18 protein-coding genes and 1 tRNA gene are annotated in these 21867 nt (G+C 65.1%); 13 read left to right on the forward strand and 6 right to left on the reverse strand.

From position 1 onward, the window contains the following. The first annotated feature begins 6 nt into the window (after nt 1-6). From FBY31_RS12150 to FBY31_RS12160, 3 genes are all read left to right on the forward strand, one after another. Nucleotides 7-1410, forward strand: coding sequence for an MFS transporter (locus tag FBY31_RS12150; protein ID WP_142041149.1), 1404 nt, complete (start codon nt 7-9; stop codon nt 1408-1410). A gap of 75 nt (nt 1411-1485) precedes the next feature. Further along, complete coding sequence (locus FBY31_RS12155) at nt 1486-1968, forward strand: cation:proton antiporter regulatory subunit (RefSeq protein ID WP_142041152.1); 483 nt, start codon at nt 1486-1488, stop codon at nt 1966-1968. Between the two features lie 5 nt (nt 1969-1973). Then, nucleotides 1974-3155, forward strand: coding sequence for a cation:proton antiporter (locus FBY31_RS12160; RefSeq protein ID WP_142041154.1), 1182 nt, complete (start codon nt 1974-1976; stop codon nt 3153-3155). 14 nt (nt 3156-3169) lie between these two features. On the opposite strand, the gene dcd is transcribed toward FBY31_RS12160, so the two are convergent. Next, a complete protein-coding gene (gene dcd / locus FBY31_RS12165) occupies nt 3170-3745 on the reverse strand; it encodes a dCTP deaminase (protein ID WP_142041157.1) in 576 nt (191 codons plus the stop codon). A gap of 148 nt (nt 3746-3893) precedes the next feature. On the opposite strand from dcd, the gene FBY31_RS12170 reads away from it, so the two are divergent. Next, nucleotides 3894-5609, forward strand: a complete 1716-nt coding sequence (locus tag FBY31_RS12170; RefSeq protein WP_327436925.1) for a CAP domain-containing protein — start codon at nt 3894-3896, stop codon at nt 5607-5609. Between the two features lie 4 nt (nt 5610-5613). Here FBY31_RS12170 and FBY31_RS12175 read toward each other — a convergent pair whose 3' ends face one another. Then, nucleotides 5614-6093 carry an SRPBCC family protein gene (locus FBY31_RS12175; protein ID WP_142041160.1) on the reverse strand — a complete coding sequence of 160 codons (480 nt, stop codon included), beginning with the start codon at nt 6091-6093 and terminating at the stop codon, nt 5614-5616. A gap of 232 nt (nt 6094-6325) precedes the next feature. On the opposite strand from FBY31_RS12175, the gene FBY31_RS12180 reads away from it, so the two are divergent. The 3 genes from FBY31_RS12180 to FBY31_RS12185 all read left to right on the forward strand — a co-directional run bounded on the left by FBY31_RS12180 (nt 6326) and on the right by FBY31_RS12185 (nt 7832). After that, a tRNA-Gly gene (locus FBY31_RS12180) sits at nt 6326-6399 on the forward strand. Between the two features lie 141 nt (nt 6400-6540). After that, nucleotides 6541-6681, forward strand: coding sequence for a hypothetical protein (locus FBY31_RS23030; RefSeq protein WP_200833360.1), 141 nt, complete (start codon nt 6541-6543; stop codon nt 6679-6681). After that, nucleotides 6678-7832, forward strand: coding sequence for a N(5)-(carboxyethyl)ornithine synthase (locus tag FBY31_RS12185; protein ID WP_142041163.1), 1155 nt, complete (start codon nt 6678-6680; stop codon nt 7830-7832). Before FBY31_RS23030 ends, FBY31_RS12185 begins: the two co-directional genes overlap by 4 nt. Nucleotides 7833-7837: 5 nt before the next feature. On the opposite strand, the gene FBY31_RS12190 is transcribed toward FBY31_RS12185, so the two are convergent. After that, entirely contained in the window at nt 7838-9220 is a 1383-nt protein-coding gene (locus tag FBY31_RS12190) for an MFS transporter (RefSeq protein WP_142041166.1), read from the reverse strand. Between the two features lie 144 nt (nt 9221-9364). On the opposite strand from FBY31_RS12190, the gene FBY31_RS12195 reads away from it, so the two are divergent. Together FBY31_RS12195 and FBY31_RS12200 are read left to right on the forward strand one after the other, a co-directional pair. Next, nucleotides 9365-10219, forward strand: a complete 855-nt coding sequence (locus tag FBY31_RS12195) for a LysR family transcriptional regulator (protein WP_142045315.1) — start codon at nt 9365-9367, stop codon at nt 10217-10219. Nucleotides 10220-10736: 517 nt separating this feature from the next. Then, nucleotides 10737-11051 (forward strand): hypothetical protein, encoded by a 315-nt coding sequence (locus tag FBY31_RS12200; RefSeq protein WP_142041169.1) that lies wholly within the window; start codon nt 10737-10739, stop codon nt 11049-11051. Nucleotides 11052-11144: 93 nt separating this feature from the next. On the opposite strand, the gene FBY31_RS12205 is transcribed toward FBY31_RS12200, so the two are convergent. Together FBY31_RS12205 and FBY31_RS12210 are read right to left on the reverse strand one after the other, a co-directional pair. After that, nucleotides 11145-14675 carry a proline dehydrogenase family protein gene (locus FBY31_RS12205; RefSeq protein WP_200833361.1) on the reverse strand — a complete coding sequence of 1177 codons (3531 nt, stop codon included), beginning with the start codon at nt 14673-14675 and terminating at the stop codon, nt 11145-11147. Nucleotides 14676-14999: 324 nt separating this feature from the next. Next, nucleotides 15000-16463 carry an amino acid permease gene (locus tag FBY31_RS12210; RefSeq protein ID WP_142041171.1) on the reverse strand — a complete coding sequence of 488 codons (1464 nt, stop codon included), beginning with the start codon at nt 16461-16463 and terminating at the stop codon, nt 15000-15002. Between the two features lie 152 nt (nt 16464-16615). Between FBY31_RS12210 and FBY31_RS12215 the strand changes: the two genes are divergently transcribed. The 4 genes from FBY31_RS12215 (at nt 16616) to FBY31_RS12230 (ending at nt 20234) form a co-directional block, all read left to right on the forward strand. Further along, the gene (locus FBY31_RS12215; protein ID WP_142041174.1) at nt 16616-17530 is read left to right on the forward strand and encodes a LysR substrate-binding domain-containing protein; all 915 of its coding nucleotides are present in this window, start codon (nt 16616-16618) and stop codon (nt 17528-17530) included. A gap of 150 nt (nt 17531-17680) precedes the next feature. Then, complete coding sequence (gene panD / locus FBY31_RS12220; RefSeq protein ID WP_200833362.1) at nt 17681-18106, forward strand: aspartate 1-decarboxylase; 426 nt, start codon at nt 17681-17683, stop codon at nt 18104-18106. Nucleotides 18107-18169: 63 nt separating this feature from the next. Continuing rightward, nucleotides 18170-19096: an AEC family transporter gene (locus tag FBY31_RS12225; RefSeq protein WP_142041177.1), complete on the forward strand. Its 927-nt coding sequence runs from the start codon at nt 18170-18172 to the stop codon at nt 19094-19096. A 10-nt stretch (nt 19097-19106) separates the two neighbouring features. Further along, nucleotides 19107-20234 carry an FAD-dependent oxidoreductase gene (locus FBY31_RS12230; RefSeq protein WP_142041180.1) on the forward strand — a complete coding sequence of 376 codons (1128 nt, stop codon included), beginning with the start codon at nt 19107-19109 and terminating at the stop codon, nt 20232-20234. A gap of 71 nt (nt 20235-20305) precedes the next feature. Here FBY31_RS12230 and FBY31_RS12235 read toward each other — a convergent pair whose 3' ends face one another. After that, nucleotides 20306-21832: an MFS transporter gene (locus tag FBY31_RS12235; RefSeq protein WP_142041184.1), complete on the reverse strand. Its 1527-nt coding sequence runs from the start codon at nt 21830-21832 to the stop codon at nt 20306-20308. Nucleotides 21833-21867: the final 35 nt, after the last annotated feature.

The following is a 21867-nucleotide window of genomic DNA, read 5'->3' on the forward strand; positions in this document are numbered from 1 at the left end:
CATCGTATGAACAGCGCCAGCGCTCCGGGGGCAACGCAGCCTTCCTCGGAACTTGAAACGGGGAACCAGGCCACCAGCAAGGGCCGCGTCCTGGCCTGGGCCTCCTGGGACTGGGGTTCGGCGGCCTTCAACGCCGTGATGACCACGTTTGTCTTTACCGTGTATCTGACCTCAAACGCGTTCGGCGGCGAAGACCAGGCCTCGGCGGTCCTTGGCGGCGCGCTTGCCATCGCCGGTTTCGCTATCGCGTTACTGGCCCCGGTGACCGGCCAGCGCTCGGACGCCGGCGGCCGGCGCAAGCTCTGGCTGGGAGTGAACACCGGCGCCGTCGCCATCCTTACTGCCCTGTGCTTCTTTGTGCTCCCCCGGCCCGAGTTCCTCCTCCTGGGGGTATCCCTTATCGCCCTGGGCAACGTGTTCTTCGAGTTCGCCGGCGTGAACTACAACGCGATGCTGGCCCAGATCTCCACGTCCCGGAACATCGGAAAGGTCAGCGGGCTGGGCTGGGGAGCGGGCTACCTTGGCGGCATTGTTGCGCTGCTGATCGTCCTTCAGTTGTTCGTCCAGCCCAGCCTGGAATGGTTCGGGGCCTCCACCCAGGACAGCTTGAACATCCGGCTTGTCGCTGTATTCTCCGCCCTGTGGTTCTTCCTCTTTGCCCTGCCGGTGCTGTTCGCTGTTCCCGAACTGCCCAAAACGCCCCAAGCCCAACGGCTGGGGATGGTGGCGAGCTATGGGCTGCTGATCCGGCGGATCAAGGCGATCTACGCCACGAGCCCGCACACCATCTACTTCCTGCTGGCAAGCGCCGTCTTCCGTGACGGACTGGCAGCAGTGTTTACATTCGGCGGCATCATTGCCGCAGGGACCTTCGGCTTTGAGCTCTCCCAGGTCATCTTCTTCGCAATCTTCGGGAATGTGGTGGCCGCTGTCGGTGCCATCATCGGCGGCTTCCTCGATGACAAGGCGGGGCCCAAGGCAGTGATCATCGCGTCCCTGATTGGGCTCCTGATCGCCGGAACCGTCATTTTGGTGCTCGGCAATGGCCAATATTCCTTCTTCGGCATGGAATGGCAGGGATCAACCACCTTCTGGGTGTTCGGGCTCTTCCTGTGCCTGTTCGTCGGGCCGGCACAGTCCTCGTCCCGCGCCTATCTTGCCCGCCTCGCTCCGGACGGCGAATCCGGCGAGCTCTTCGGCCTCTATGCCACCACAGGCCGCGCCGTGAGTTTCCTGGCACCTGCCCTGTTCACCCTCTGCATCACCCTGGCCACGCCGCTGGTGGCACCGGGCCAGGCTCAGCGCTGGGGCATCCTCGGGATCATGGTGGTGCTCCTCGCCGGGCTCCTGGTCCTGCTGCCGGTGAAGTCACCGGACAAGGCACCCATCGCCGTAGTTCCCGCCGCCTGAACGCACACCAGCCTTCCAGGCACAGAAGGTCCGGCACCCACCCCTAAGCAGGCCGCGGCAGACTAGGCTGGAATTATGAACGTGGATGAGACGAACCTTCCCGGCCTTGGCCGGCGGAAGGACTTTATGACAGCGTCCGGCCGCCGGATCGGCGTCGTGGAGCTGCGGGAAGGCCAGACGGAACTCATCGTTTCCACCTGGGATGATCCCGATACCTGCCAGGCGTCGATCCCCTTGACTGCGGAAGAGGCAGCAACGCTCGGCAACCTGCTCGGCGGGCAGCACCTGGCCATGAAGCTGACGGAGGAACACAAGGATGTTCCCGGCATCGTCACGCGGCAGTTTTCCATCGCTCCGGGCTCCCCGTTCCAGAACCAGCCCATGGGGAAGGCGTGCATCCGCACCCGCTGCGGCGTTTCCATCGTGGCGATCATGCGCGAAGGCGAGGTGCTCCCTTCACCGGGACCCGACGTCGTACTTCACACCGGTGATCTGCTTGTTGCTGTAGGCACGCAGGAAGGCCTCGACTCGGCGGCCGATATCCTTCGTAACGGATAAATGCCATGGACCCGCTGGCCCTGACCCTCATCGAGCTGGGGGCCGTTGTGTTCTGCCTCGGCCTTTTGGCCAGGCTGGCCGGACGGATCGGAATGTCGCCCATCCCGCTGTACCTGTTAGGCGGGCTGGCCTTCGGAGCCGGCGGGATCGTCAAGCTCGAAGGTATGCAGGAGTTTGCACACCTCTCGGGGGAAATCGGCGTTATCCTGCTGCTGCTTATGCTCGGGCTGGAATATACGGCCGCCGAGCTTTTCACCGGGCTGCGCCGCTCCTGGCAGGCCGGTGTCCTGGACCTGGTCCTGAACTTCCTCCCGGGTGCCGCCCTTGCCCTGATGCTTGGATGGGGCGGCGTGGGGGCCATGGTGATGGGCGGTGTCACCTACATATCCTCATCGGGGATCGCGGCCAAGGTCATCACTGACCTGGGCCGGCTGGGTAACCGCGAGACGCCCGTTGTGCTGTCCATCCTGGTGTTTGAAGACCTGGCCATGGCCGTCTACCTGCCCATCCTCACGGCCACGCTGGCAGGAGTGAGTTTCCTCGGCGGCCTGACCGCAGTGGGCATCGCCTTGGCGGTGGTCAGCGTGGTGCTGATGGTTGCTTTGCGGCACGGACACCGCGTCTCCAAGGCTGTGCACAGCGAAAACTCGGAAGTCTTCCTTCTGAACGTCCTGGGCGCCGCGCTGCTCGTGGCCGGCTTCGCATCCGCCATGCAGGTGTCCGCGGCGGTGGGGGCGTTTATGCTGGGGATCGCCATCTCGGGCGCCACGGCCCACAACGCAACCCGAATTCTGGAGCCGCTCAGGGATCTGTTTGCCGCCATTTTCTTTGTGGCATTTGGCCTGAACACCGATCCCACGTCCATTCCGCCGGTTCTGGGCTGGGCGCTTGTACTGGCCGTCGTCACCGCGGTCACCAAAATGCTCACCGGCGTCTGGGCCGGGAAGCGTGCCGGTATTGCACGGCCCGGCCGTTTCCGTGCGGGGGCGGCGCTGATTGCCCGCGGCGAATTCTCGATAGTGATCGCCGGACTCGCGGTGGCGTCCGGCGCGGTCACTGACGAGCTCGCCGCGTTGGCCACTGCCTATGTGCTGCTGATGGCCGTCATTGGTCCGCTCGCCGCCCGTTACGTGGAACCGCTGGTCAAGCCGTTGCTGCGGCCTGTGGGTGTGGCTGCGAAAGCCTAGGCAGCGGTGCGGTACTAGATAGCCGTGCGGTGGAAGTTCAGGTGGCTGCGGCTGGCGGTGGGTCCCCGCTGGCCCTGGTAGCGGTTGCCGTAATCGCCCTGGCCGTAGGGGTAGGCGGCTGCCGAGGACAGGCGGAAGAAGCAGAGCTGGCCGATTTTCATGCCCGGCCACAGCTTGATGGGCAGCGTGGCCATGTTGGAAAGTTCCAGGGTCACGTGGCCCGAGAAGCCGGGGTCGATGAACCCCGCAGTGGAGTGCGTCAGCAGGCCAAGCCGCCCCAGCGAGGACTTGCCTTCCAGCCGTGCCGCAATGTCATCAGGCAGGGTGACCGTCTCATAGGTTGAACCGAGGACGAACTCGCCCGGGTGCAGGATGAAGGGTTCATTCTGTTCCACCTCCACCAGCCGTGTGAGTTCCGGCTGTTCTTCGGCGGGATCGATGTGCGCGTACTTGTGGTTGTCGAACAGGCGGAAGAACTTATCGATCCGCACATCCACGGACGACGGCTGGACCATCGCCGGATCGAACGGTTCAAGAACGATCCGCTGGGAGTCAATTTCGGCACGAATATCGCGGTCAGAGATCAGCACCGTCCCAAATTACCGTATCGGTTATCCACAGCCACATTCTTTCGTTGTTGCTGTCATCCAGTGGGGCTAATGTGGCCTCAGTGATTAAGGCGCCGGAAGGTCTCCCGGATGGCCCAACAGAGCTGGGGATGTTGTGAAGAAACTAGTGGTGCCCGCGATTATTGGCATGCTCTCTTCTTTGGCGCTGGTTTCCTCTTCCGTGGGAGTCCTTCCCGCACCGCTGCCGGAGAGCCAGTCTGCCGCCGCAAGTCCACGCAGCGTCACTTTGGGTCCGGTGACGGTGGACGACGGCGGCGCCGCCCGGGCCAACATGTCGGCCCTGTCCCGGCTCACCCCGGCCGTGGATCCGGACATCAGGCCGGCTTCGCCGTCCACTGCGGCAGGTGAACTGACGACGACGCCGGCCGAGGTGCAGCAAGCTGCCGGGCAGGCCCCCACTGCCGCCGCCTCGGCCGAGGCGCTGCCGGCACCGGCGCCCACCACAACGGCGCCTGCCCCCACCCCTGAAGTTCCCTGGATCCCGCCGCTTTGGGCACCGGATGCAGAACTGGCCGCGCCCTCACCCACCCGGCTTGCGGCTCCCGAGTCTGCCGCGTTGGCCGCACCGGAGGCCCTGGTCCCGGACAGCAACGCGGGAGCAATTCTCACCGTGTTCAACAGGATCAACGAATACCGGGTGTCCAAGGGCCTGAACCCGGTGAAGTACCACCCCACGGTGGCGGGACTGGCGCAGGAATGGTCGGACAGTATTGCCTCACGCGAGGTGATTGAGCACCGAGCCAGCTTCTGGACCGACCCCCGCGCCATGAATCCCAACAACGGCGCCGGCGAAGTCATTGCCATCCGTACCGACCGGGACGCCGCCCAACTGGTGGAATGGTGGAAGTCGTCGACCGGCCATAACGCCTTGCTGCTCGATCCGCGCTTCAACGTCATGGGAGCCGGAATCTCCTACACCAACTCCACCTACCAGGTCTGGGGCGTGGTGAACTTCTTCGGCTACACCACCCTTCCCGCCGGCACCGTCAGCTCTCCTGGCGGTGGATCCGGCGGCGCTTTCCCGCCGCCGGCCCCGAGCATGTGCGATGCCCCCGCGCGTCACATGCCGCCCACACTGGATCTTTCCGCCGCCGCCATCAAGGGGCCGGGGGACTTGGTGAGCGTTGATTCAACCGGGCAGCTTCTGGCCCGCGCAGCCACCGGCATGCGCACCTTCGCCGCAGCAAAGATCATCGGATCAGGCTTCGCGGGCGCAAAGGAGGTTTTCACCACGGACTGGGACCGTGACGGTGCCTTGGATCTCCTGACGCAGTGGTCCAGCGGGACGCTGACCCTGCACCGCGGCATTGCCTCCGGCGGCTTCCAGGCGTCCGTCACCCTGGGGAGCGGAGGATGGGACACGCTGACCCTCGCCGTGGGCGGCTGGTGCGCCAACAACAGGCTTCCCCAGATTCTTGCCCTCGACGCCGCCGGGAACCTCTACCTGTACCCGAACAAGGGCACGGGCGACCTGTCCGAGCGAACGCCGGTAGGTGCCATCGGTGCCGCGCGTAAGTTGTCCATGGTGGATTACGACGCCGACGGATTCCAGGACCTGCTGGTGCTCCGCGCCGACGGCTCGGTCCAGCTTCACCGAGGCTGGGGCACCACCGCGCTGCGGGCCGAGACCAGGCCCACCGTCGCCACAGGCTGGGGCGACGTCACCGGGATCCGGGCGCTCAAAGACGTCACGGGACTGAATTCCACTGGGGTTGCCCTGCGCCGGACAAACGACGTGGTGCAGTATTGGGACCTGACCTCGGGAAGCCTCGCGTCGCCGTCGAACATTCCCGGCCCTTGGACGGGTCAGCGGCTGGCGCACTAGGCGGCTAGATGGCCGGCTGGAGTTCCAGGACGTCTTTCAGGCGGTCCAGCTGGGCCACCTCGGCGCCAAGGCTGCGCTGGATCATGCTGTTCAGGAAGCCAAGCCTGTTCAGGAATCGCAGGCTGTTCAAGAATCCCAGCGGCCGTTCCGGCTCGGCTTCAAGGGCAACGCGGACCCTGGTCCCCGCCGTTTCGGTGCTCAGGTAATAGCCGCCAGCCCGGATGGCAGGACCGGACGTGACGCGGAACTGGATTTCGGCTCCGGGCCTGGCGCTGGTGATTTCGAGGTCCGCCGGGATGCTAAGCCCGGACCGCCCCGCCACCATCTGCCGGTAAACGGCGCCTTTGGTGCCCTCGGATCCATCGAGCAGCTTGACCCTGCGAACGCCGTCGTGCCAAAGCGGAAGGTTGGTGGCGTCGAGCAGATACAGGTACACAGCCATGGCGTCACGCCGGATGAGGACCTCATGCTCTGCGAATGCCATCAGGATCTTTCGTGGTTGACGTCGGCCTGCCGCATAGCTGCACCCCCCGGCACCGCAGCTACCGGATCAGGTTAGCCAGCGCTCCTCACCCCTGCCTAGCCAGGGCCGGGGACGTTATTGAAGAGTTACTGGATGACGCCACGGTGACCGGACACGGCGCGCTTACCCGCCCCTTGGACGGCCCGCCATCACATGTGCGCTAAGCTATGTTCTGCCCCTGAAACGGGGCATTGCGGCTGTAGCTCAATGGTAGAGCGCTAGCTTCCCAAGCTCGATACGCGGGTTCGATTCCCGTCAGCCGCTCCACTTTCCGCCCGGGCTGCTTTCCCCGGGCATCCCCATGTCGGATGCACCGCCGGGCCGGTGGGACGGCACCCCTGGGTCATTAGGTACCGGCGTGTATGGTCAGAGGTCAGGAACCTCTTCGGTTCCGCTACAGGAGCAATCATGGCTGACAAGTCCCCGCGTCAAGCAGCATCCAAAAAGTCCGGCAAATCCATCAAGGAAAAGCGTGCCGACAAGAAGGCCGCTTCCGCGCCGGCCAACTCTCTGGACACCACGTCCAGCAAGGCCGCCAAGAAGAAGTGACCGGCCTCAAGAGCAAACTGACCCTGGGCGTCCTGGCTTCCACCCGTAAGCGGGACGAGCGCAGGCTCCCCATCCACCCGCTCCATTTTGAGCGCATCGCGCCCGAGGTTCGCCGGCACATCATCCTCGAGCAAGGCTACGGCGAGCGCTTCGGCGTATCCGATACGCACCTTTCCACCCTGGTGGGCAGGATGGCGAGCCGCGGAGAACTGCTGGCGGACGCCGACGTCGTACTTCTGCCGAAGCCGCAGCCGGAGGATCTGTCTGAGCTGCAGGATGGCCAGGTGCTCTGGGGCTGGCCGCATTGCGTCCAAGACCGGGCCATCACCCAACTGGCCATCGACAAAAAGCTGACGCTGATCGCGTTCGAAGCCATGAACCACTGGGCCAGTGATGGCGGTTTTGGCCTGCACGTCTTCCACAAGAACAACGAATTGGCCGGGTATTGCTCGGTGCTGCACGCTTTGGCCCTGACGGGTTCCACCGGCGACTACGGACGGCGCCTCAGCGCCGTTGTGATCGGTTTCGGTGCAACAGCCCGCGGTGCCGTGACCGCCTTGAACGCCCACGGTGTCCACGACGTCCAAGTACTGACCAACCGCGGAGTTGCCGCCGTCGGCGCCCCCATTCATTCGGTCAATATCGTCCAGTTTGATCACGACGACGAAGCGCCCTTCCTCAGCCAGGTCATCACCGAGCGGGGCCGGGTGCCGCTGGCGCCGTTCCTGGCCGAGAGCGACATCGTAGTCAACTGCACCCTGCAGGACCCCAATAATCCGCTGACTTATCTGCAGACGGACGATCTCGCTGCCTTCAGACCCGGAAGCCTGATCGTGGACGTTTCCTGCGACGAAGGAATGGGTTTCAGCTGGGCCAGGTCCACCACGTTCGCTGATCCAATGTTCACCGTCGGTGACCACATCAACTACTACGCGGTGGACCACAGCCCGTCGTATCTCTGGAACTCCTCCACGTGGGAGATCAGCCAGGCCCTGCTCCCGTTCCTGGCCACCGTCATTGATGGGCCGGAAGCCTGGGCAGGGAACGACACCATCGCCCGGGCCATCGAGATTCGCGACGGTGTGGTCCGCAACAAGGACGTCCTCGAGTTCCAGAAACGGGAAGACGCGTACCCGCACGAAATCCGGTAGCCCGGCTAGGTTGTCTTTGCCCTGCTGACGATGCTCACGGGGCGGCGGCGATCCTTGAGGCTGACCCGCAGCAGCAACGAGCCCTTTCGCGCCAGAATGACGGCGACCGTCACCGCGGCGAGCGCCGGGACGCCCCCGGCCACCAGCAGGGCCGCGTGGGGACTGACGTGCTCGGAAAGCCAGCCGAGCATCGGCCCGCCGATGGCCTGGCCGCCGATCAGCACCATGATGTACAGGCTCATGACCCGGCCCCGGATCCTCATGTTCGAGCTCACCTGGACCAGCTGGTTGGAGCCGGTCAGGAACATCAGGCACCAGAATCCGGACAGCACCATCACGCCGCCGAACACCGGCATGGAGGGCGCGACGGCGGCGAGGCAGAGCATCAAGCCGTACATGCCGGCACAGAACACTACGGAGCGGAGCCTCAGCTGCCGCCGCCGCGTGGATGCCACCGCTCCGGCGAAGGCCCCGAGCGCAACGAGGGCGTTCAGCAGCCCGTAGCCTCCCGCTCCAACGTCGAAGACGTGGTCGGCAAAGGCGGCCAGCACCACGGGCAGGCTCATCGCGAAGACCGCAATGAACCCTGCCATCAGCCATGGCCAGTAGATGGTGGGCTTGCTGAGGGCGTAGCTCAGGCCTTCGCGCAGCATGCCTTTGCTCTTGGGCGCAGGGGCGCTGACGAACAACTGGTCCTTCCGCAGGATCAGGAGCATGGCCACGGTGGAGCAGCAGGCAAAGGCGTTGCCCGCGAAGGCCCACCCTGCCCCAACCGCCGTAAGCAGCCATCCGGCCAGGGCAGGTCCGATCAGGCCTCCCAGCTGGAAGGTAGTGGAGTTGACGCTGATGGCGTTACGCAGGTACTTCGGGCCCACCAGTTCGTTGACGAACACCTGCCGCGCCGGCTGGTCCAGCACGGTAACCAGGCCAAGGACCAGCGCAATGACGTAGACGTGCCACACCTCCACGGCGCCTGTCAGCGCAAGGATGGCGAGGGCCGCGGCCAGGAGCGCAGCCAAGCTCTGGCACAGGATGAGGATCTTCCGCTTGGCAAACCGGTCCGCAATCATGCCGCCCCACGGTCCGAGCAGGAGCGAGGGGAGGAACTGCAGGGCCACGGTGATGCCCACGGCGGTCACTGATCCGGAAAGCTCCAGGACCATCCAGTCCTGGGCAATACGTTGCATCCAGATGGCGATAACGGCGATGAAGTGTCCGATCGCGAAGATCCTGAAATTGGGGACCTTCAGCGAGATGAACGTGTGCTTCCACGGAAGGCGTTCAGGGACGACGGCGAGGGGCTGGGTCTGGTGGCCCGGCTGGGCGGAGCCGGCTGAGTCGATGACGGGTTGGGTGACGGTTGCCGATGACGGTGGTGGGGGTGCCACAGGTGTGTCCTCAAATTGCGGTCGGTCCGGGATGTCGTTAACGCTAGGCTGGGACACAGGATTATGGAGACGTATTGTCCCTATAACTCGTATTGCAAACTGCAATGCCAAATGACCTCCGCACTCATGCCACTGGAGTCCTTAGTGTTCGAACCAGCCCAGCTGCGCTCCTTCCTGGCAGTGGCCGAAACCCTCAGCTTCACCAAGGCAGCTGACCGGTTGGGCCTGGCCCAACCCACCGTAAGCCAGCACGTCCGCAAGCTGGAGACGGCGGCCAAGCGGGTGCTTATCACCAGGGACACACGGGACGTCCGGCTTACAGACAACGGCGATGCGATGGCAGGGTTTGCCCGCAACATACTGGCCGCGCATGACGCTGCTGCCAGGTACTTCTCCGGGTCGGCGATGCGGGGCAGGCTGCGCTTCGGTACGGCGGATGATCTTGCCATTACCGGCCTGCCGCGGATCCTTCGTGAATTCAGGCAGATTTATCCGCAGATTAACCTGGAACTGACGGTGGGCCAGAGTGACCAGCTCTACCGGAAACTCAACGCAGGCCAGCTGGACCTTGTGTTTGTGAAGTGGGTGGCAGGGGCCAAGGACGGCACCGTGGTGCAGCATGACTCATTCTCCTGGGTGGGGCAGGAACAGACTGTGCTCGAGCCTGGCGCGCCGGTCCCGCTGATCGCCTATCCCTCGCCCAGCTTGAGCCGAAAACTCGCCATCGACGCTTTGGAGTCCCACGGCAGGACGTGGCGCATCACCTGCACCACCCGCCAGATCAGCGGCGTGCTTGCCGCGGTCCGCGCCGGAATCGGAGTCGCCGTTATGCCGTCGTCCCTGGTGCCCGAGGACCTGAAGATCATCACGCGCCGTTTCGATCTTCCGGCGGTGGGCGACGTTGATTTCACGCTGATCCGGAACCCGCTGGCCAACTCCGAGGTGATCGACGCCCTGACGCAATCCATTGTGGGAAGGACCATCAACCGTCCGGGCTAGGAACAGGGGTGCCGCCAGGGATTGCGGCGGAGCATCCGGACCTGGTGTCCAGGCTCGTGCTGCTCGGGAGTGGCGCTGGCGGCGGCAGCGTTGCGAAGAATATGCAGCTTGGGGAATCCTTTCGCCCTTGGCCTGCGCCGTTGCCCCCGCGCTGGCGTTTGGGAGAACGGCAGGCAGTCGACCCCGGTGGTTTATGGCCAAGAAGGAATGTTTTCCCAGGATGAGAAAAGGACGTCCTTGCTGTTTAGCCCGGTCGCCCTCCGGGTAGACCTGCAACAAGCATCACACGGCCCCCACCCGGCGGGCCCGGACTTTGGATGGCGGCGCTGCGCACCTTTCTGTGCAGCCCGTAGTTGCAGCACCAAATACCCTCCCAGCGCTGCCCTGTGCTCATTTTCCATTGATCAGTGAAGGTGGCATAACCTATGCTGGTTTTCCCATGGTCAAGCAGCTGGCCAGTTCATTAACACGAGCGTGCTCCTGCCTGCCAGGTTTCACTGCTCGGGACAGGCAGCCAATGACGACAGCCAAGAACACCCATCTCAGCTCCGCCCATGTGCGCCCGCACAACACGGCGCGGCCGGCCACCCGCAGTTCAACACTTGGCGCGGGCATCGCCACCACGGACACCGGATACGTAGGCAAGCCTACCTGCGACACATGCCGCACCGACGAATTTGTCTACCTCGAGTCCTACATCCCGCCGACGTACCGGCGGGACGGCAGCGTCGCCACTTTGGGCGAAGTTGCCTACACCTGCACGCGTTGCGAACAGTTTTCCGCCCACAGCGTTCCCGTGACCTGGACACCCCCGGGGTGGTACTTGGGCTGACGGCATGTGGCGAGGTCCGGTGGTTGAACTTCTCGAAACCCAGGTTTCGACAAGCTCAACCACCGGACCTTTCTTTATGCCCTAAGCGCTGAACTAGATCAGCGCGTCCGAGAGGTGGTTTGGTGTGCCGAACCGGTGGGCGGTGATGCTGACAGCCTGCTCATGCAGGAACGGCAGCAGCTCAATGCGTCCGGCCTCCGTGATCGGGTGGGCGTAGACGGCAAGGTCGGGACGCCCGCCCGTGGACTTCGCCAGTGCCGCAGCGTCACCGCCGATGAGGCGGATCCGCGCCCCGGACAGCTTCCCCGCCGCAGCGAGGCGCTCGGCAGAAGCCAGCCACTCGGCGTCGGACTCCACCGTCACCTCAACGTCCAGCGCGGTAAGCACCGGGCGCAGCTGCGCTGGAAGTTCGACGGCGGAGGACACCGTCAGTGCCGAACCCGCCAGGACCCCGGCTGCCACAGTCCGGACGAGGTGCGCCAGCGGCGCACCTTCGGAAAGCCGGACGGTGACCGGCAGGCTCCGGTAGCGGAAGATGTTGCGCTCGGCGCTGAGGCCGGAGATGTCCCTGGCAGTACCGAATTCCTCGGCCCAGGCCCGTGCGTCGGAGGCCAGGGCCCGCTGGACCGACTCAAGTTCGGCAGGTTCCAGGGCCGCGCCGGCGGCGTTGATGATCCGGCGGACGCCGGGGTGGGTTACAGGAGCGCCGGCAGTGCTGACGTCCGCGGCCCAGTCGCCCAGGCCGGCCAGGTAATTGGGCCCGCCTGCCTTGGTGCCGGCGCCAACGGCTGACTTCTTCCAGCCACCGAACGGCTGGCGCTGCACAATGGCGCCGGTAATGCCGCGGTTCACGTACAGGTTTCCGGCCTGGATGGAATCCAGCCAGATCCCGAGCTCCGCCGAGTTCAGGGAGTGCAGGCCCGCAGTGAGTCCGTACTCGATCTGGTTCTGGATGGCGATGGCCTCTTCGAGCGTGTCAGCGGTCATCACGCCGAGCACCGGGCCGAAGAACTCGGTCAGGTGGAAGTAGGAACCGCGCTTGACGCCGTACCGCACGCCCGGGCTCCAGAGCCTGCCGGTGCTGTCCAGCTTCTTCGGTTCAACGGCCCAGTTTTCGCCCTGGCCAAGGGTGGTCAGGGCGTTGAGGAGTTTGCCGTTGGCGGGCTCGATGATCGGGCCCATCTGGCTGGTGGGGTCCTCGGGGTAGCCCACCTTCAAGGAGGTGACGGCGTCGATCAGCTGGTTGTGGAACCGCGTGGACTTGGCCACAGAGCCCACCAGGATCACCAGGGAGGCGGCGGAGCACTTCTGCCCTGCGTGGCCGAACGCGGAGTAGGCAACGTCCTTGGCTGCCAGGTCCAGGTCGGCGCTGGGGGTGACGATGATGGCGTTCTTGCCGCTGGTTTCGGCCAGGAGCGGCAGGTCCTGCCGGAAGGACCGGAACAGCTCGGCGGTTTCGTAGCCGCCGGTGAGGATCACGCGGTCCACGGCGGGGTGGGAGATCAGCTGCTTGCCGAGTTCGCGTTCGCCCAACTGCACCATGGTCAGCACATCGCGGGGCACACCGGCCTCCCAAAGGGCTTCCACCATCACGGCACCGCTGCGGGCGGCCTGCTTGGCGGGCTTGATGACGACGGCGGAACCTGCGGCGAGTGCCGCGAGGGTGGATCCTGCCGGGATGGCGACCGGGAAGTTCCAGGGCGGCGTGACCACGGTGAGCCCGGCAGGGACGAACGTGGCGCCGTCGACCGTGTCCAGCTTCCGGGCGGACTCGGCGTAGTAGTGGGCAAAGTCCACTGCCTCGCTGACCTCGGGGTCGCCCTGGTCGATGGTCTTGCCGGTCTCGCTGGCCATGACCTCGAGCAGGTCCGCGCGGCGGGCCTCCAGGACGTCGCCGGCGCGGTGCAGGATCTCGGCGCGCTCCGCACCGGACAGTGCGCCCCAGGCTTTGCCCTTCTCCACGGCGGTTTCGATGACCATGTTGAGGGTGGCCTCGTCCTTGATGGAAGCGGCTGCCACGGAGGCGTTCCCAAGGGTGGAGGACGGGACTCGCTCAAGGATGGCGCGGCCCCAGTCGCGGTTGGCGGGGAGGGACGGGTCCGTGTCCGGGGTGTTTTCGAAGCCCTCGTGCGGCATCGGAACCGGGGGCAGGTTGCGGTTCTGCTGCCGGTTGGCCGGCGGAACCGTGTTGTCCAGCGCTGCGAGCGAGGCGAGGAAGCGCTGTTTCTCGCGCTCGAACAGGACTTCGTTTTCACTGAGCTCAAACACTGCGGACATAAAGTTGTCCTGGCTGGCGCCTTCTTCGAGGCGGCGGATCAGGTACGCGATGGCGACGTCGAACTCGGCCGGGTGCACCACCGGGGTGTAGAGCAGCAGGGAGCCGACGTCCCTCTTGACGGCTTCGGCCTGGCCCTGGGCCATGCCCAGCAGCATTTCGAATTCGATGCTCTGTTGTGCGGTATCCGCGATGCCGCGCTGCTTGGCCAGGAGCCAGGCGAAGGCGATGTCGAAGAGGTTGTGCCCGGCGACGCCGATGCGGACGTTCTTGATCCGCTCGGGGTGCAACGAGTAGTTGATGACGCTCTTGTAGCTGGTGTCCGAGTCCTGCTTGCTGCCCCAGGTGGCCAGCGGCCAGTCGTGCAGGGAGGCTTCCACCTGCTCCATGGGCAGGTTGGCGCCCTTGACCACGCGGACCTTGATGGCGGCGCCGCCGTTGGCACGGCGTTCCGCGGCCCAGTCCTGCAGGCGGATCATTGCCGAGAGTGCGTCCGGCAGGTAGGCCTGGAGCACGATGCCGGCCTCGAGGTTCTTGAACTCGGGCTTGTCCAGGATCCTGGTGAAGACCGCGATGGTCATGTCCAGGTCCTTGTACTCCTCCATGTCCAGGTTGATGAACTTGGCCTTCCCGCCGGTGCTGCTTCCAGCGGTGGCGAAGGAGGCCGCGCGCTGGAAGAGCGGCGTGAGTTTCTCAACCACGTGTTCCACGGCTTCGTCGAAAGCCCAGGCCGAGTGCGGGGCGACGGTGGAGGAGACCTTGATGGAGACGTAGTCAACGTCGGGGCGCGCCAGCAGGGTGTGGGTGCCTTCGAGCCGACGCGAGGCCTCGTGCCCGCCGAGGACCGCTTCGCCGAGGAGGTTGACGTTGAGTTTGATGCCGTCCTTGCGGATCTTGGCGATCGCCGGGCCCAGCTTTGCATCGGTGGCGTCCACGATCAGGTGGCCCACCATCTCGCGCAGGACCTTGCGGGCCACCGGGATGACAACCTGCGGAAGGACAGGGGCCATGGTGCCGCCGAGCTGGACGGCGCGGCGCATGTACCAGGGCAGGAACGCGGGGACCTTGGGCGCGAGGGCTGCCAGGTTGCGGGCGGCGACGTTCAGGTCCTCCGGGCGGACCACGCCGTCCACGAAACCAACCGTGAACTCCAGGCCGTTGGGATCCTTCAGCACCCCTGCAAGCTGCTGTGCGGAGGCGTCCACGGGGACCTTGGACGCCTCGGTCAGCCAGTGGCGGACCAGCGCTACGGCTTCGGTGGCCAGGGCCTTCGCCTGTGGCACATCAACGTCGACGGTCCGCGGCGCGATACCGGTGGCAACTGCCGGCTCCATTGCAATGTGGGTCATGACTTTTTCTCGTTCTTTCCTGTGGTTCGAGGAGGTCTTATCCATCAGTATGAGCCTGCAATCACATAAGATAAAGCGATCTTTTCTAAGCAATACAGATTAGAAAAACCAATCATTCATGAACCCTCCCTGCCCCGCTTAAAACAGCATTGCCCTATCACTTTTTGGCTGCCAAACGCGGGGTGAAGTCAACCAAAAGTGATAGGGCAACGGGGGGCCAGGGGGGCGGCGGGTCAGCCATTGCCCTATCACTTTTTGGCTGCCAAACGCGGGGTGAAGTCAACCAAAAGTGATAGGGCAACGGGGGGTCAGGGGGGCGGCGGGTCAGCCGACGGGCCGGTGCATCTCCACGATCTCCTGGTGCCGCGGACTGTTGGGGTTCATCAGCGAGTTTTTCTTGCCATAGAAGAAGTAGATGGCCAGGCCAATAACGAGCCAGATACCGAAGCGCAGCCAGGTCTCCCAGTGCAGCTGGAACATCAGGAACGCAGAGGCCAGGACGCCGAATGCCGGAACCAGCGGCATCAGCGGCAGGCGGAAGGCGCGCGGTGCATCGGGCCTCTTGTAGCGGAAGATGATGACGGACAGGCAGACCACGACGAAGGCGGCCAGGATACCGATGTTGGTGAGGTCAGCCACGGCCTTGATCGGGAAGACGCCGGCCAGGAGGGCTGAGGCAATGCCGCCAATCCAGGTGACCCGCTGCGGGGTGCCATGGCGGTCCGTCTTGGCGAACCAGCCGGGCAGGAGCCCGTCCCGGCTCATGGAGAACCAGACGCGCGTAACCCCGAGCAGGAACGTCAGCATAACGGTCAGGATGGACAGCACGGCAAAGACGGAAATGATGGTGGCGATCACCGGCAGGCCAACACCGGTGAAGGCGGAGGCAAACCCGGCCTTCGGGTCAATGTCCTTGTAGTTCTGCATGCCCGTGAGGACCAGGGTGGCTGCAACGTAGAGCAGCATGGCGATGATCAAGGACAGGATGATGGCCTTGGGCATGTGCTTCTTGCCGTCGGTGGCTTCCTCGGCCGCTGTACTCATGGCGTCGTAACCGAACACCGCGAAGAACACGGTGGCTGAACCGGCAAGAACCGGGCCGAAGCCGGACGGCATGAACGGGTTGTAGTTGTTGGTGTCGATGTAGAAGATACCCAGCCCGATGATGAAAAGGATCAGGACTACCTTGATGGCCACGGCCACCAGTTCGAAGCGGCCGAAGGCCTTGGTTCCGCGCGACAGGATCCAGGTCACGATCAGGCAGACCACGATGGCCGGAATGTTGACGATTCCGCCCTTGCCTTCATCGGGGGTGGACGTCATCCACACCGGCATGTGGATGCCGATTCCGGAGAGGAAGGCGTCAAAGTAGCCCGAGATGCCGATGGCCACTACGGCCACGATGGCAATGTATTCCAGCAGCAGGTCCCAGCCGATGAACCAGCCGATCACCTCGCCGAGTGCAACATACCCGTAGGTGTAGGCGGAGCCGGCGCGGGGAATCATGCCCGCGAACTCTGCGTACGAAAGCGCCGCCGCGGCGGATGCAAGGCCGGCGATCAGGAACGAGATCAGCACCGCGGGCCCCACCCCGGGCGTGCTCTCGCTGCCGGCGGCCACCAGCCCCGCGAGGGAGAAGATGCCGACGCCGATAATGCCGCCTACGCCGATCGCCGTAAGCTGCCAAAGCCCGAGTGACTTAAAGAGGCCACTGTGTTTGTTCTCTTCTTCAATGTCGTCAATGGGCTTGCGCCGCATGATCGACTGGCTCATATCTCTAGTGCTCATCAGGAACTCCTGTTGGGGTGCGACCCCGGCACGGCGCGCGAAGAATCGCTTGTGACGGGGGTAACTCGGTCCCAACAGTATGCAAGCGGGCTTGCGTTAGATAAAGTGACTACTTCTAACCTATATTCGTTAGTTTCGGTAAGGATTTCCTCATGCTTGATGTCCGCCGGCTCCGCCTGCTCCGGGAACTAAGTATCCGGGGGACGCTCGCGGAGGTGGCCGAGGCACTGCAGTACAGCCCGTCGTCGGTATCGCAGCAGCTTGCCCTGCTCGAGAAGGAAGTGGGCGTGGAACTGCTCCGGAAAACCGGCCGGCGGGTTCAGCTCACGCCGCAGGCCGAAGTGCTCGTGGCGCACACGGCGAGCCTGCTGGAAACCATGGAGCAGGCGGAGGCTGACCTTGCCGCTTCCCTGACCACCGTTACGGGGACCGTCCGGATCGCAGTGTTCCAGTCAGCGGCCCTGGCCCTGATGCCCGACACCCTGACGAGGATGACGAAGGCCTATCCCGAGGTCCGCATCGAAATGATCCAGCGCGAGCCGGAAACGGCGCTGCACGAGACCTGGGCGCGGGATTTCGACTTGGTTATCGCCGAACAGTATCCCGGCCACGCGGCCCCGCGTTACCCCGAACTGGACCGGGTCCGGCTGACCACCGATGCCATCCGCCTGGCGGTTCCGCCGGCGTCCGACAGCGGAACTGCCATCCGTTCGCTCGAGGACACCGCGGGACTCGCATGGGTCATGGAGCCACGGGGCGCTGCGTCCCGCCACTGGGCGGAGCAGGCGTGCCGCAGTGCCGGTTTCGAGCCCGACGTGCGCTTTGAAACCGCGGACCTGCAGGCCCAGATCCGGCTGATCGAATCGGGCAATGCAGTGGCCCTGATGCCGGACCTCGTGTGGACCGGCCGCGGCACCACGGCCCAGCTGCTGGAGCTGCCGGGCAAGCCGCACCGCACCGTCTTTACCTCGGTCCGGCGCTCCAGCGCACAGCGCCCGGCCATCCTGGCCGCGAGGGAGACGCTGGCTGCAGCAGCCGTCGCGGTGGCAAGGAACGACGGCGGGTGACCGGCCGCCGTCGTACGTGTCCTCCAAAAGGCGGGGACTGCGGTCGGCCCTGCGTCACGACTGGCTCCTGTGACTGCGCAGGGGCATCCCCGCGTCACTGTACCCTGCGTCACTGCGCCGGCAGGTCCCCGGCGCTAGACTGATGCCGTTATGAATCGAACAATCTTCAAGTCCAAAATCCACCGGGCCACCGTCACGCACGCCGACCTGCACTACGTAGGTTCCGTCACGGTGGACCTGGACCTGCTCGAGGCCGCCGATATCCTACCCGGCGAGCTCGTGTCCATTGTGGACATCACCAACGGTGCACGGCTTGAGACCTACACCATCGCCGGCGAACGCGGTTCCGGCGTCATCGGCATCAACGGCGCAGCGGCGCACCTCATGCACGAGAACGATCTTGTCATCCTGATTACCTACGCCCAGATGACCACCGAAGAGGCTAAAGCCTATGAGCCGCGGGTGGTCCACGTGGACGAAAACAATCGCGTGATCCAGCTGGGCAACGACCCCGCCGAGGGCTTCACTCCCGGGATGATGCGTCCCCCTTTCGCGCTTAACAACGCCACCCTCTAACCGGAGCGTGCGCCCCGGTACCCGCTGCCACTGTGTCCTGCTGGATTCCGTGCCGGTGACTCCTTGCTAGGCGTACTGGCCGGCTTCTTTGTGGTGTGGTGCATCATCCTGGTGGGCTGGTTCGTGGGCCGGCAGAAAATCCTGGGTGACAATGCACGCCAGGTCCTCAGCTCCCTCACCTTCTTCGTGGCCAGCCCCGCGCTGCTCTTCGAAACGCTGGGAAAGGCCCGCCTTGCCGAGGTTTTCGCCGCACCCCTGCTTGTGACAGCGGTAGCGGCCATCGCCACAGCCGGCATCTTCTTCACCATCGCCAAACTGTGGCTAAAACGTTCCCTGCCTGAATCCCTGATGTCCTCCATGGCGGCCTCGCTCGCCAACTCTGCCAACCTGGGTATTCCCATAGCGGTATATGTTCTGGGCGACGCCAGCTATGTGGCGCCGCTGCTGATCTTCCAGCTGGCCTTCTTTACGCCGCTGTTCCTGATGATCCTGGACTCAAGCACCAGTGCGCACCGCACCACGCCCGTGGGTTTTGTGGTGATGATCCTGCGCAACCCCATGATTGTGGGCTCCGCGCTGGGGCTGGTGGTGGCCGGGACCGGCTGGCAGGTTCCGCCGCTGGTGATGGAGCCCATCCACCTGATCGGCGGAGCCGCGATTCCGGCCATGCTGATCGCCTTCGGCATGAGCCTGAACGGCACCCGCCCGCTGCAGGCCGCGGCCGGCCGGCGCCTGGACACTCTGCTGGCGACCGGGTTCAAGCTGGCCGTCCAGCCGGCGCTGGCGTATCTCTTCGCGCGTTTCGCGCTGGGCATGGAAGGCCATGCCCTGTTCGCCGTGGTGGTCACGTCTTCGTTGCCCACCGCCCAGAACGTCTTTGTGGCCGCCAGCCGCTACAAGACCGGCCTCACCGTGGCCAAGGACACGGTACTGATTACTACCGTTGTGGCCGTTCCAGCGATGATTGGCGTAGCGCTGCTGCTGACGTGATGGGAGATTGATGGAAAAGACGCTGGACACCGTGGTGGTCGGCGGCGGCGCCATGGGGTCGGCCGCCGCCTGGGCGCTGGCCCGCCGCGGACGCCAGGTGACGCTGGTGGAACAGTTCGGGCCGGGGCATAAGATCGGCGCCTCGCACGGCGCCACCCGCAACCTGAACCCGGGTTACCACCGTCCGGAATACGTGGCCATGCTGGCAGAGGGGCTGGCCCTGTGGGACGAACTGGAGCAGGAAAGCGGCGAAACGCTGCTCGCCCGCACGGGCATCGTCAACCACGGCCCCGACCCACGGCTTCCGGACGTCGCCGCGGCGCTGGACCAGGCCGGCATCCGCGCCGAGTTCCTGTCCCCTGCCGAGGCAGGCGAGCGCTGGCGCGGCATTCGTTTCGACCAGCAGGCATTGCACATGCCCGACGGCGGCCAGCTCAACCCCGAAGCGGCACTGCCCGCCTTCCAGCGGCTCGCGGCAGCCCGGGGCGCGGAAATCCGGCACCACACCAAAGTGGCTGAACTGAAGGTGATGGACGACGGCGTCCGGCTGGCTTTCGAGTCCGGCGCAGGCACCGAGGTGGTCACCGCCGCCCAGGTTGTGGTCACGGCCGGCGGCTGGACAGAAAAACTCCTCGGTGCCCGCGGCGCAGGACTCCGGATTCCGAAGCTGCGGGTCACCCAGGAGCAGCCGGCGCACTTCCGGGTGGCTGATGCCGGTGCCGTATGGCCCGGGTTCAACCACATGCCGGGGACCAGTGCGGAATACAGGAACTGGTACTCCCCCGTCTACGGGATGCAGACCCCGGGCGAGGGCATCAAGGCCGGCTGGCACGGCGTGGGCCCCCTGGTTGACCCGGACCGGCGCTCCTTCCAGCCTGAACCCGGGCAGCTCGCCGCCCTGCAGGACTACGCGCGGACCTGGCTGCCGGGCGTGGACGCCGACTCGTTCGAGGCCATCAGCTGCACCTACACCACCACCCCGGATGAGGACTTCATCCTGGACCGGATTGGCCCCGTGGTGATCGGCGCCGGATTCTCCGGGCACGGATTCAAGTTCACCCCCGTGGTGGGCCGGATCCTTGCAGACCTCGCCACAGGGACCCGGCCGGCGCCGGACATCTTCCGTGCTTCCCGCTGAATCCGCCTGCCGGAGGTACCCGTCTCCCGGAGATACCCCCTCTGGGGATACCCGCCAAATGTCACCTCCCGCTACGTGTCAGCGCTGCTGCGGCTGCTTTCCGCGTCGGAGTCCGGCGGCGCGTTGGTCCGGCCGGCCTCGCTCGCGTCGCCGGCCTCACCCGCCTCACCCGCCTCGCCCGCCTTCACCGCCTCGCCCGCCTTCACCGCGGGCATCGCCAGAACCGCCGCCACCGTGAGGATGCCGCCCACCAGCGCCGCCAGGAAGACCGCGCCGGAAGCGGCCACCACGGCAGGAGCATCACCTTCCCCGGGTGTGTTTGCGTAAACCGCGTTGGCTACGGCGCCGAAGACGGCCACGCCCAGTGCGCTCCCGATGGACCTGGCGAACATGTTGGTGCTGGTAACCACGCCTCGCTCGTTCCAGGAAACGCTGGACTGCGCAGAGATCAGGGTGGGAGTGGCCACCAGCCCCAACCCGAGTCCCACCACGAAGCAGCTGCTTGCCACCAGCACCACGTTGGGAGTGGCTGCCGTGAGTGCCAGGACCAGCAGGCCCGCCACGGTAATGGAGATACCGATCAACGCGGTGGCCTTGAACCCGATCCGCAGGTAGAACCGGCCCGCCTGCGAGGCACTGATGGGCCAGCCGAGAGTGAGTGCTGCGAGCGCCAGGCCGGCAATGAGGGGTGAGCTTCTCAGCGCCCCTTCCAGGAACGTGGGCACGTAGGAGGTCAGGCCAATCATCACTGCCCCGACTCCGAAGGACACCAGCGCGGTGGTGCCAAGCAGCCGCCGCGACACCACCCACGACGGCAGGACCGGCTCCGCGGCCCGCCGCTCCACCACCAGGAACACGGCCAGCAGTATCCCGCCCGCCACGAAGATGCCAATGCTGATGGGCGAATTCCACTCCCACCCCTGGCCACCCTGGAGGGCGCCAAGGATCAGCAGGCCAAGTGAACCCGCCAGCAGGGCCGCGCCGGCATAATCCACCCGGTGCTTGGCGCGTTCCACGTTCTCGTGCAGGGTCCGGAGCAGCATCCACGCGGCCAACAGGCAGAGCGGAATATTGACCAGGAAGATGCCGCGCCAGATCCCCAGTGCGGAGAAGATGCCGCCAAGGCTCGGGCCCACCACCGAGGAGACAGCCCACACGCTGGCCAGGTAGCCTTGGACCTTGGCGCGCTCCTCCAGTGAATAAATGTCCCCGGCTATGGTGATGGACACGGGCAGCACCGCTCCCGCACCGAGTCCCTGCAAAGCGCGGAATGCGATCAGTGTGGGCATGCTCCAGGCAACGCCGCAGAGGACGGACCCGAGCAGGAACAGCCCGATGCCCGCCAGGATGATCGGTTTGCGGCCCACCATGTCGGACAGCTTCCCGTAGATGGGCACCGAGACGGCCTGGGCCAGCAGGTATGCCGAAAAAAGCCAGGGGAACGACTCGAACCCGCCCACGTCCCGGACGATCGACGGCACGGCGGTGGCCACGATCGTGGAATCGATGGCCACCAGTCCGGTGGACAGCATCAGGGCAATGAGAATCGGGCCCCGTTCAGAACGGAAGCCCACTCCCTGGGCGCGGGCGGTCGTCATTAGTCTCGTTTCGGTTTGGGTCCCTGTTAGCTCCA

This window comes from Arthrobacter sp. SLBN-100 (genome assembly GCF_006715305.1).
Taxonomy (GTDB): Bacteria; Actinomycetota; Actinomycetes; order Actinomycetales; family Micrococcaceae; genus Arthrobacter.

What these genes read in the sequence shown, in the direction of transcription:
- FBY31_RS12150 (WP_142041149.1), top strand. Translation starts at nt 7, where the DNA reads ATGAACAGCGCCAGCGCTCCGGGGGCAACGCAGCCTTCCTCGGAACTT.
- FBY31_RS12155 (WP_142041152.1), top strand. Translation starts at nt 1,486, where the DNA reads ATGAACGTGGATGAGACGAACCTTCCCGGCCTTGGCCGGCGGAAGGAC.
- FBY31_RS12160 (WP_142041154.1), top strand. Translation starts at nt 1,974, where the DNA reads ATGGACCCGCTGGCCCTGACCCTCATCGAGCTGGGGGCCGTTGTGTTC.
- FBY31_RS12175 (WP_142041160.1), bottom strand. Translation starts at nt 6,093, where the DNA reads ATGGCATTCGCAGAGCATGAGGTCCTCATCCGGCGTGACGCCATGGCT.
- FBY31_RS23030 (WP_200833360.1), top strand. Translation starts at nt 6,541, where the DNA reads ATGGCTGACAAGTCCCCGCGTCAAGCAGCATCCAAAAAGTCCGGCAAA.
- FBY31_RS12200 (WP_142041169.1), top strand. Translation starts at nt 10,737, where the DNA reads ATGACGACAGCCAAGAACACCCATCTCAGCTCCGCCCATGTGCGCCCG.
- FBY31_RS12205 (WP_200833361.1), bottom strand. Translation starts at nt 14,675, where the DNA reads ATGACCCACATTGCAATGGAGCCGGCAGTTGCCACCGGTATCGCGCCG.
- FBY31_RS12210 (WP_142041171.1), bottom strand. Translation starts at nt 16,463, where the DNA reads ATGAGCACTAGAGATATGAGCCAGTCGATCATGCGGCGCAAGCCCATT.
- FBY31_RS12215 (WP_142041174.1), top strand. Translation starts at nt 16,616, where the DNA reads ATGCTTGATGTCCGCCGGCTCCGCCTGCTCCGGGAACTAAGTATCCGG.
- panD (WP_200833362.1), top strand. Translation starts at nt 17,681, where the DNA reads ATGAATCGAACAATCTTCAAGTCCAAAATCCACCGGGCCACCGTCACG.
- FBY31_RS12230 (WP_142041180.1), top strand. Translation starts at nt 19,107, where the DNA reads ATGGAAAAGACGCTGGACACCGTGGTGGTCGGCGGCGGCGCCATGGGG.
- FBY31_RS12235 (WP_142041184.1), bottom strand. Translation starts at nt 21,832, where the DNA reads ATGACGACCGCCCGCGCCCAGGGAGTGGGCTTCCGTTCTGAACGGGGC.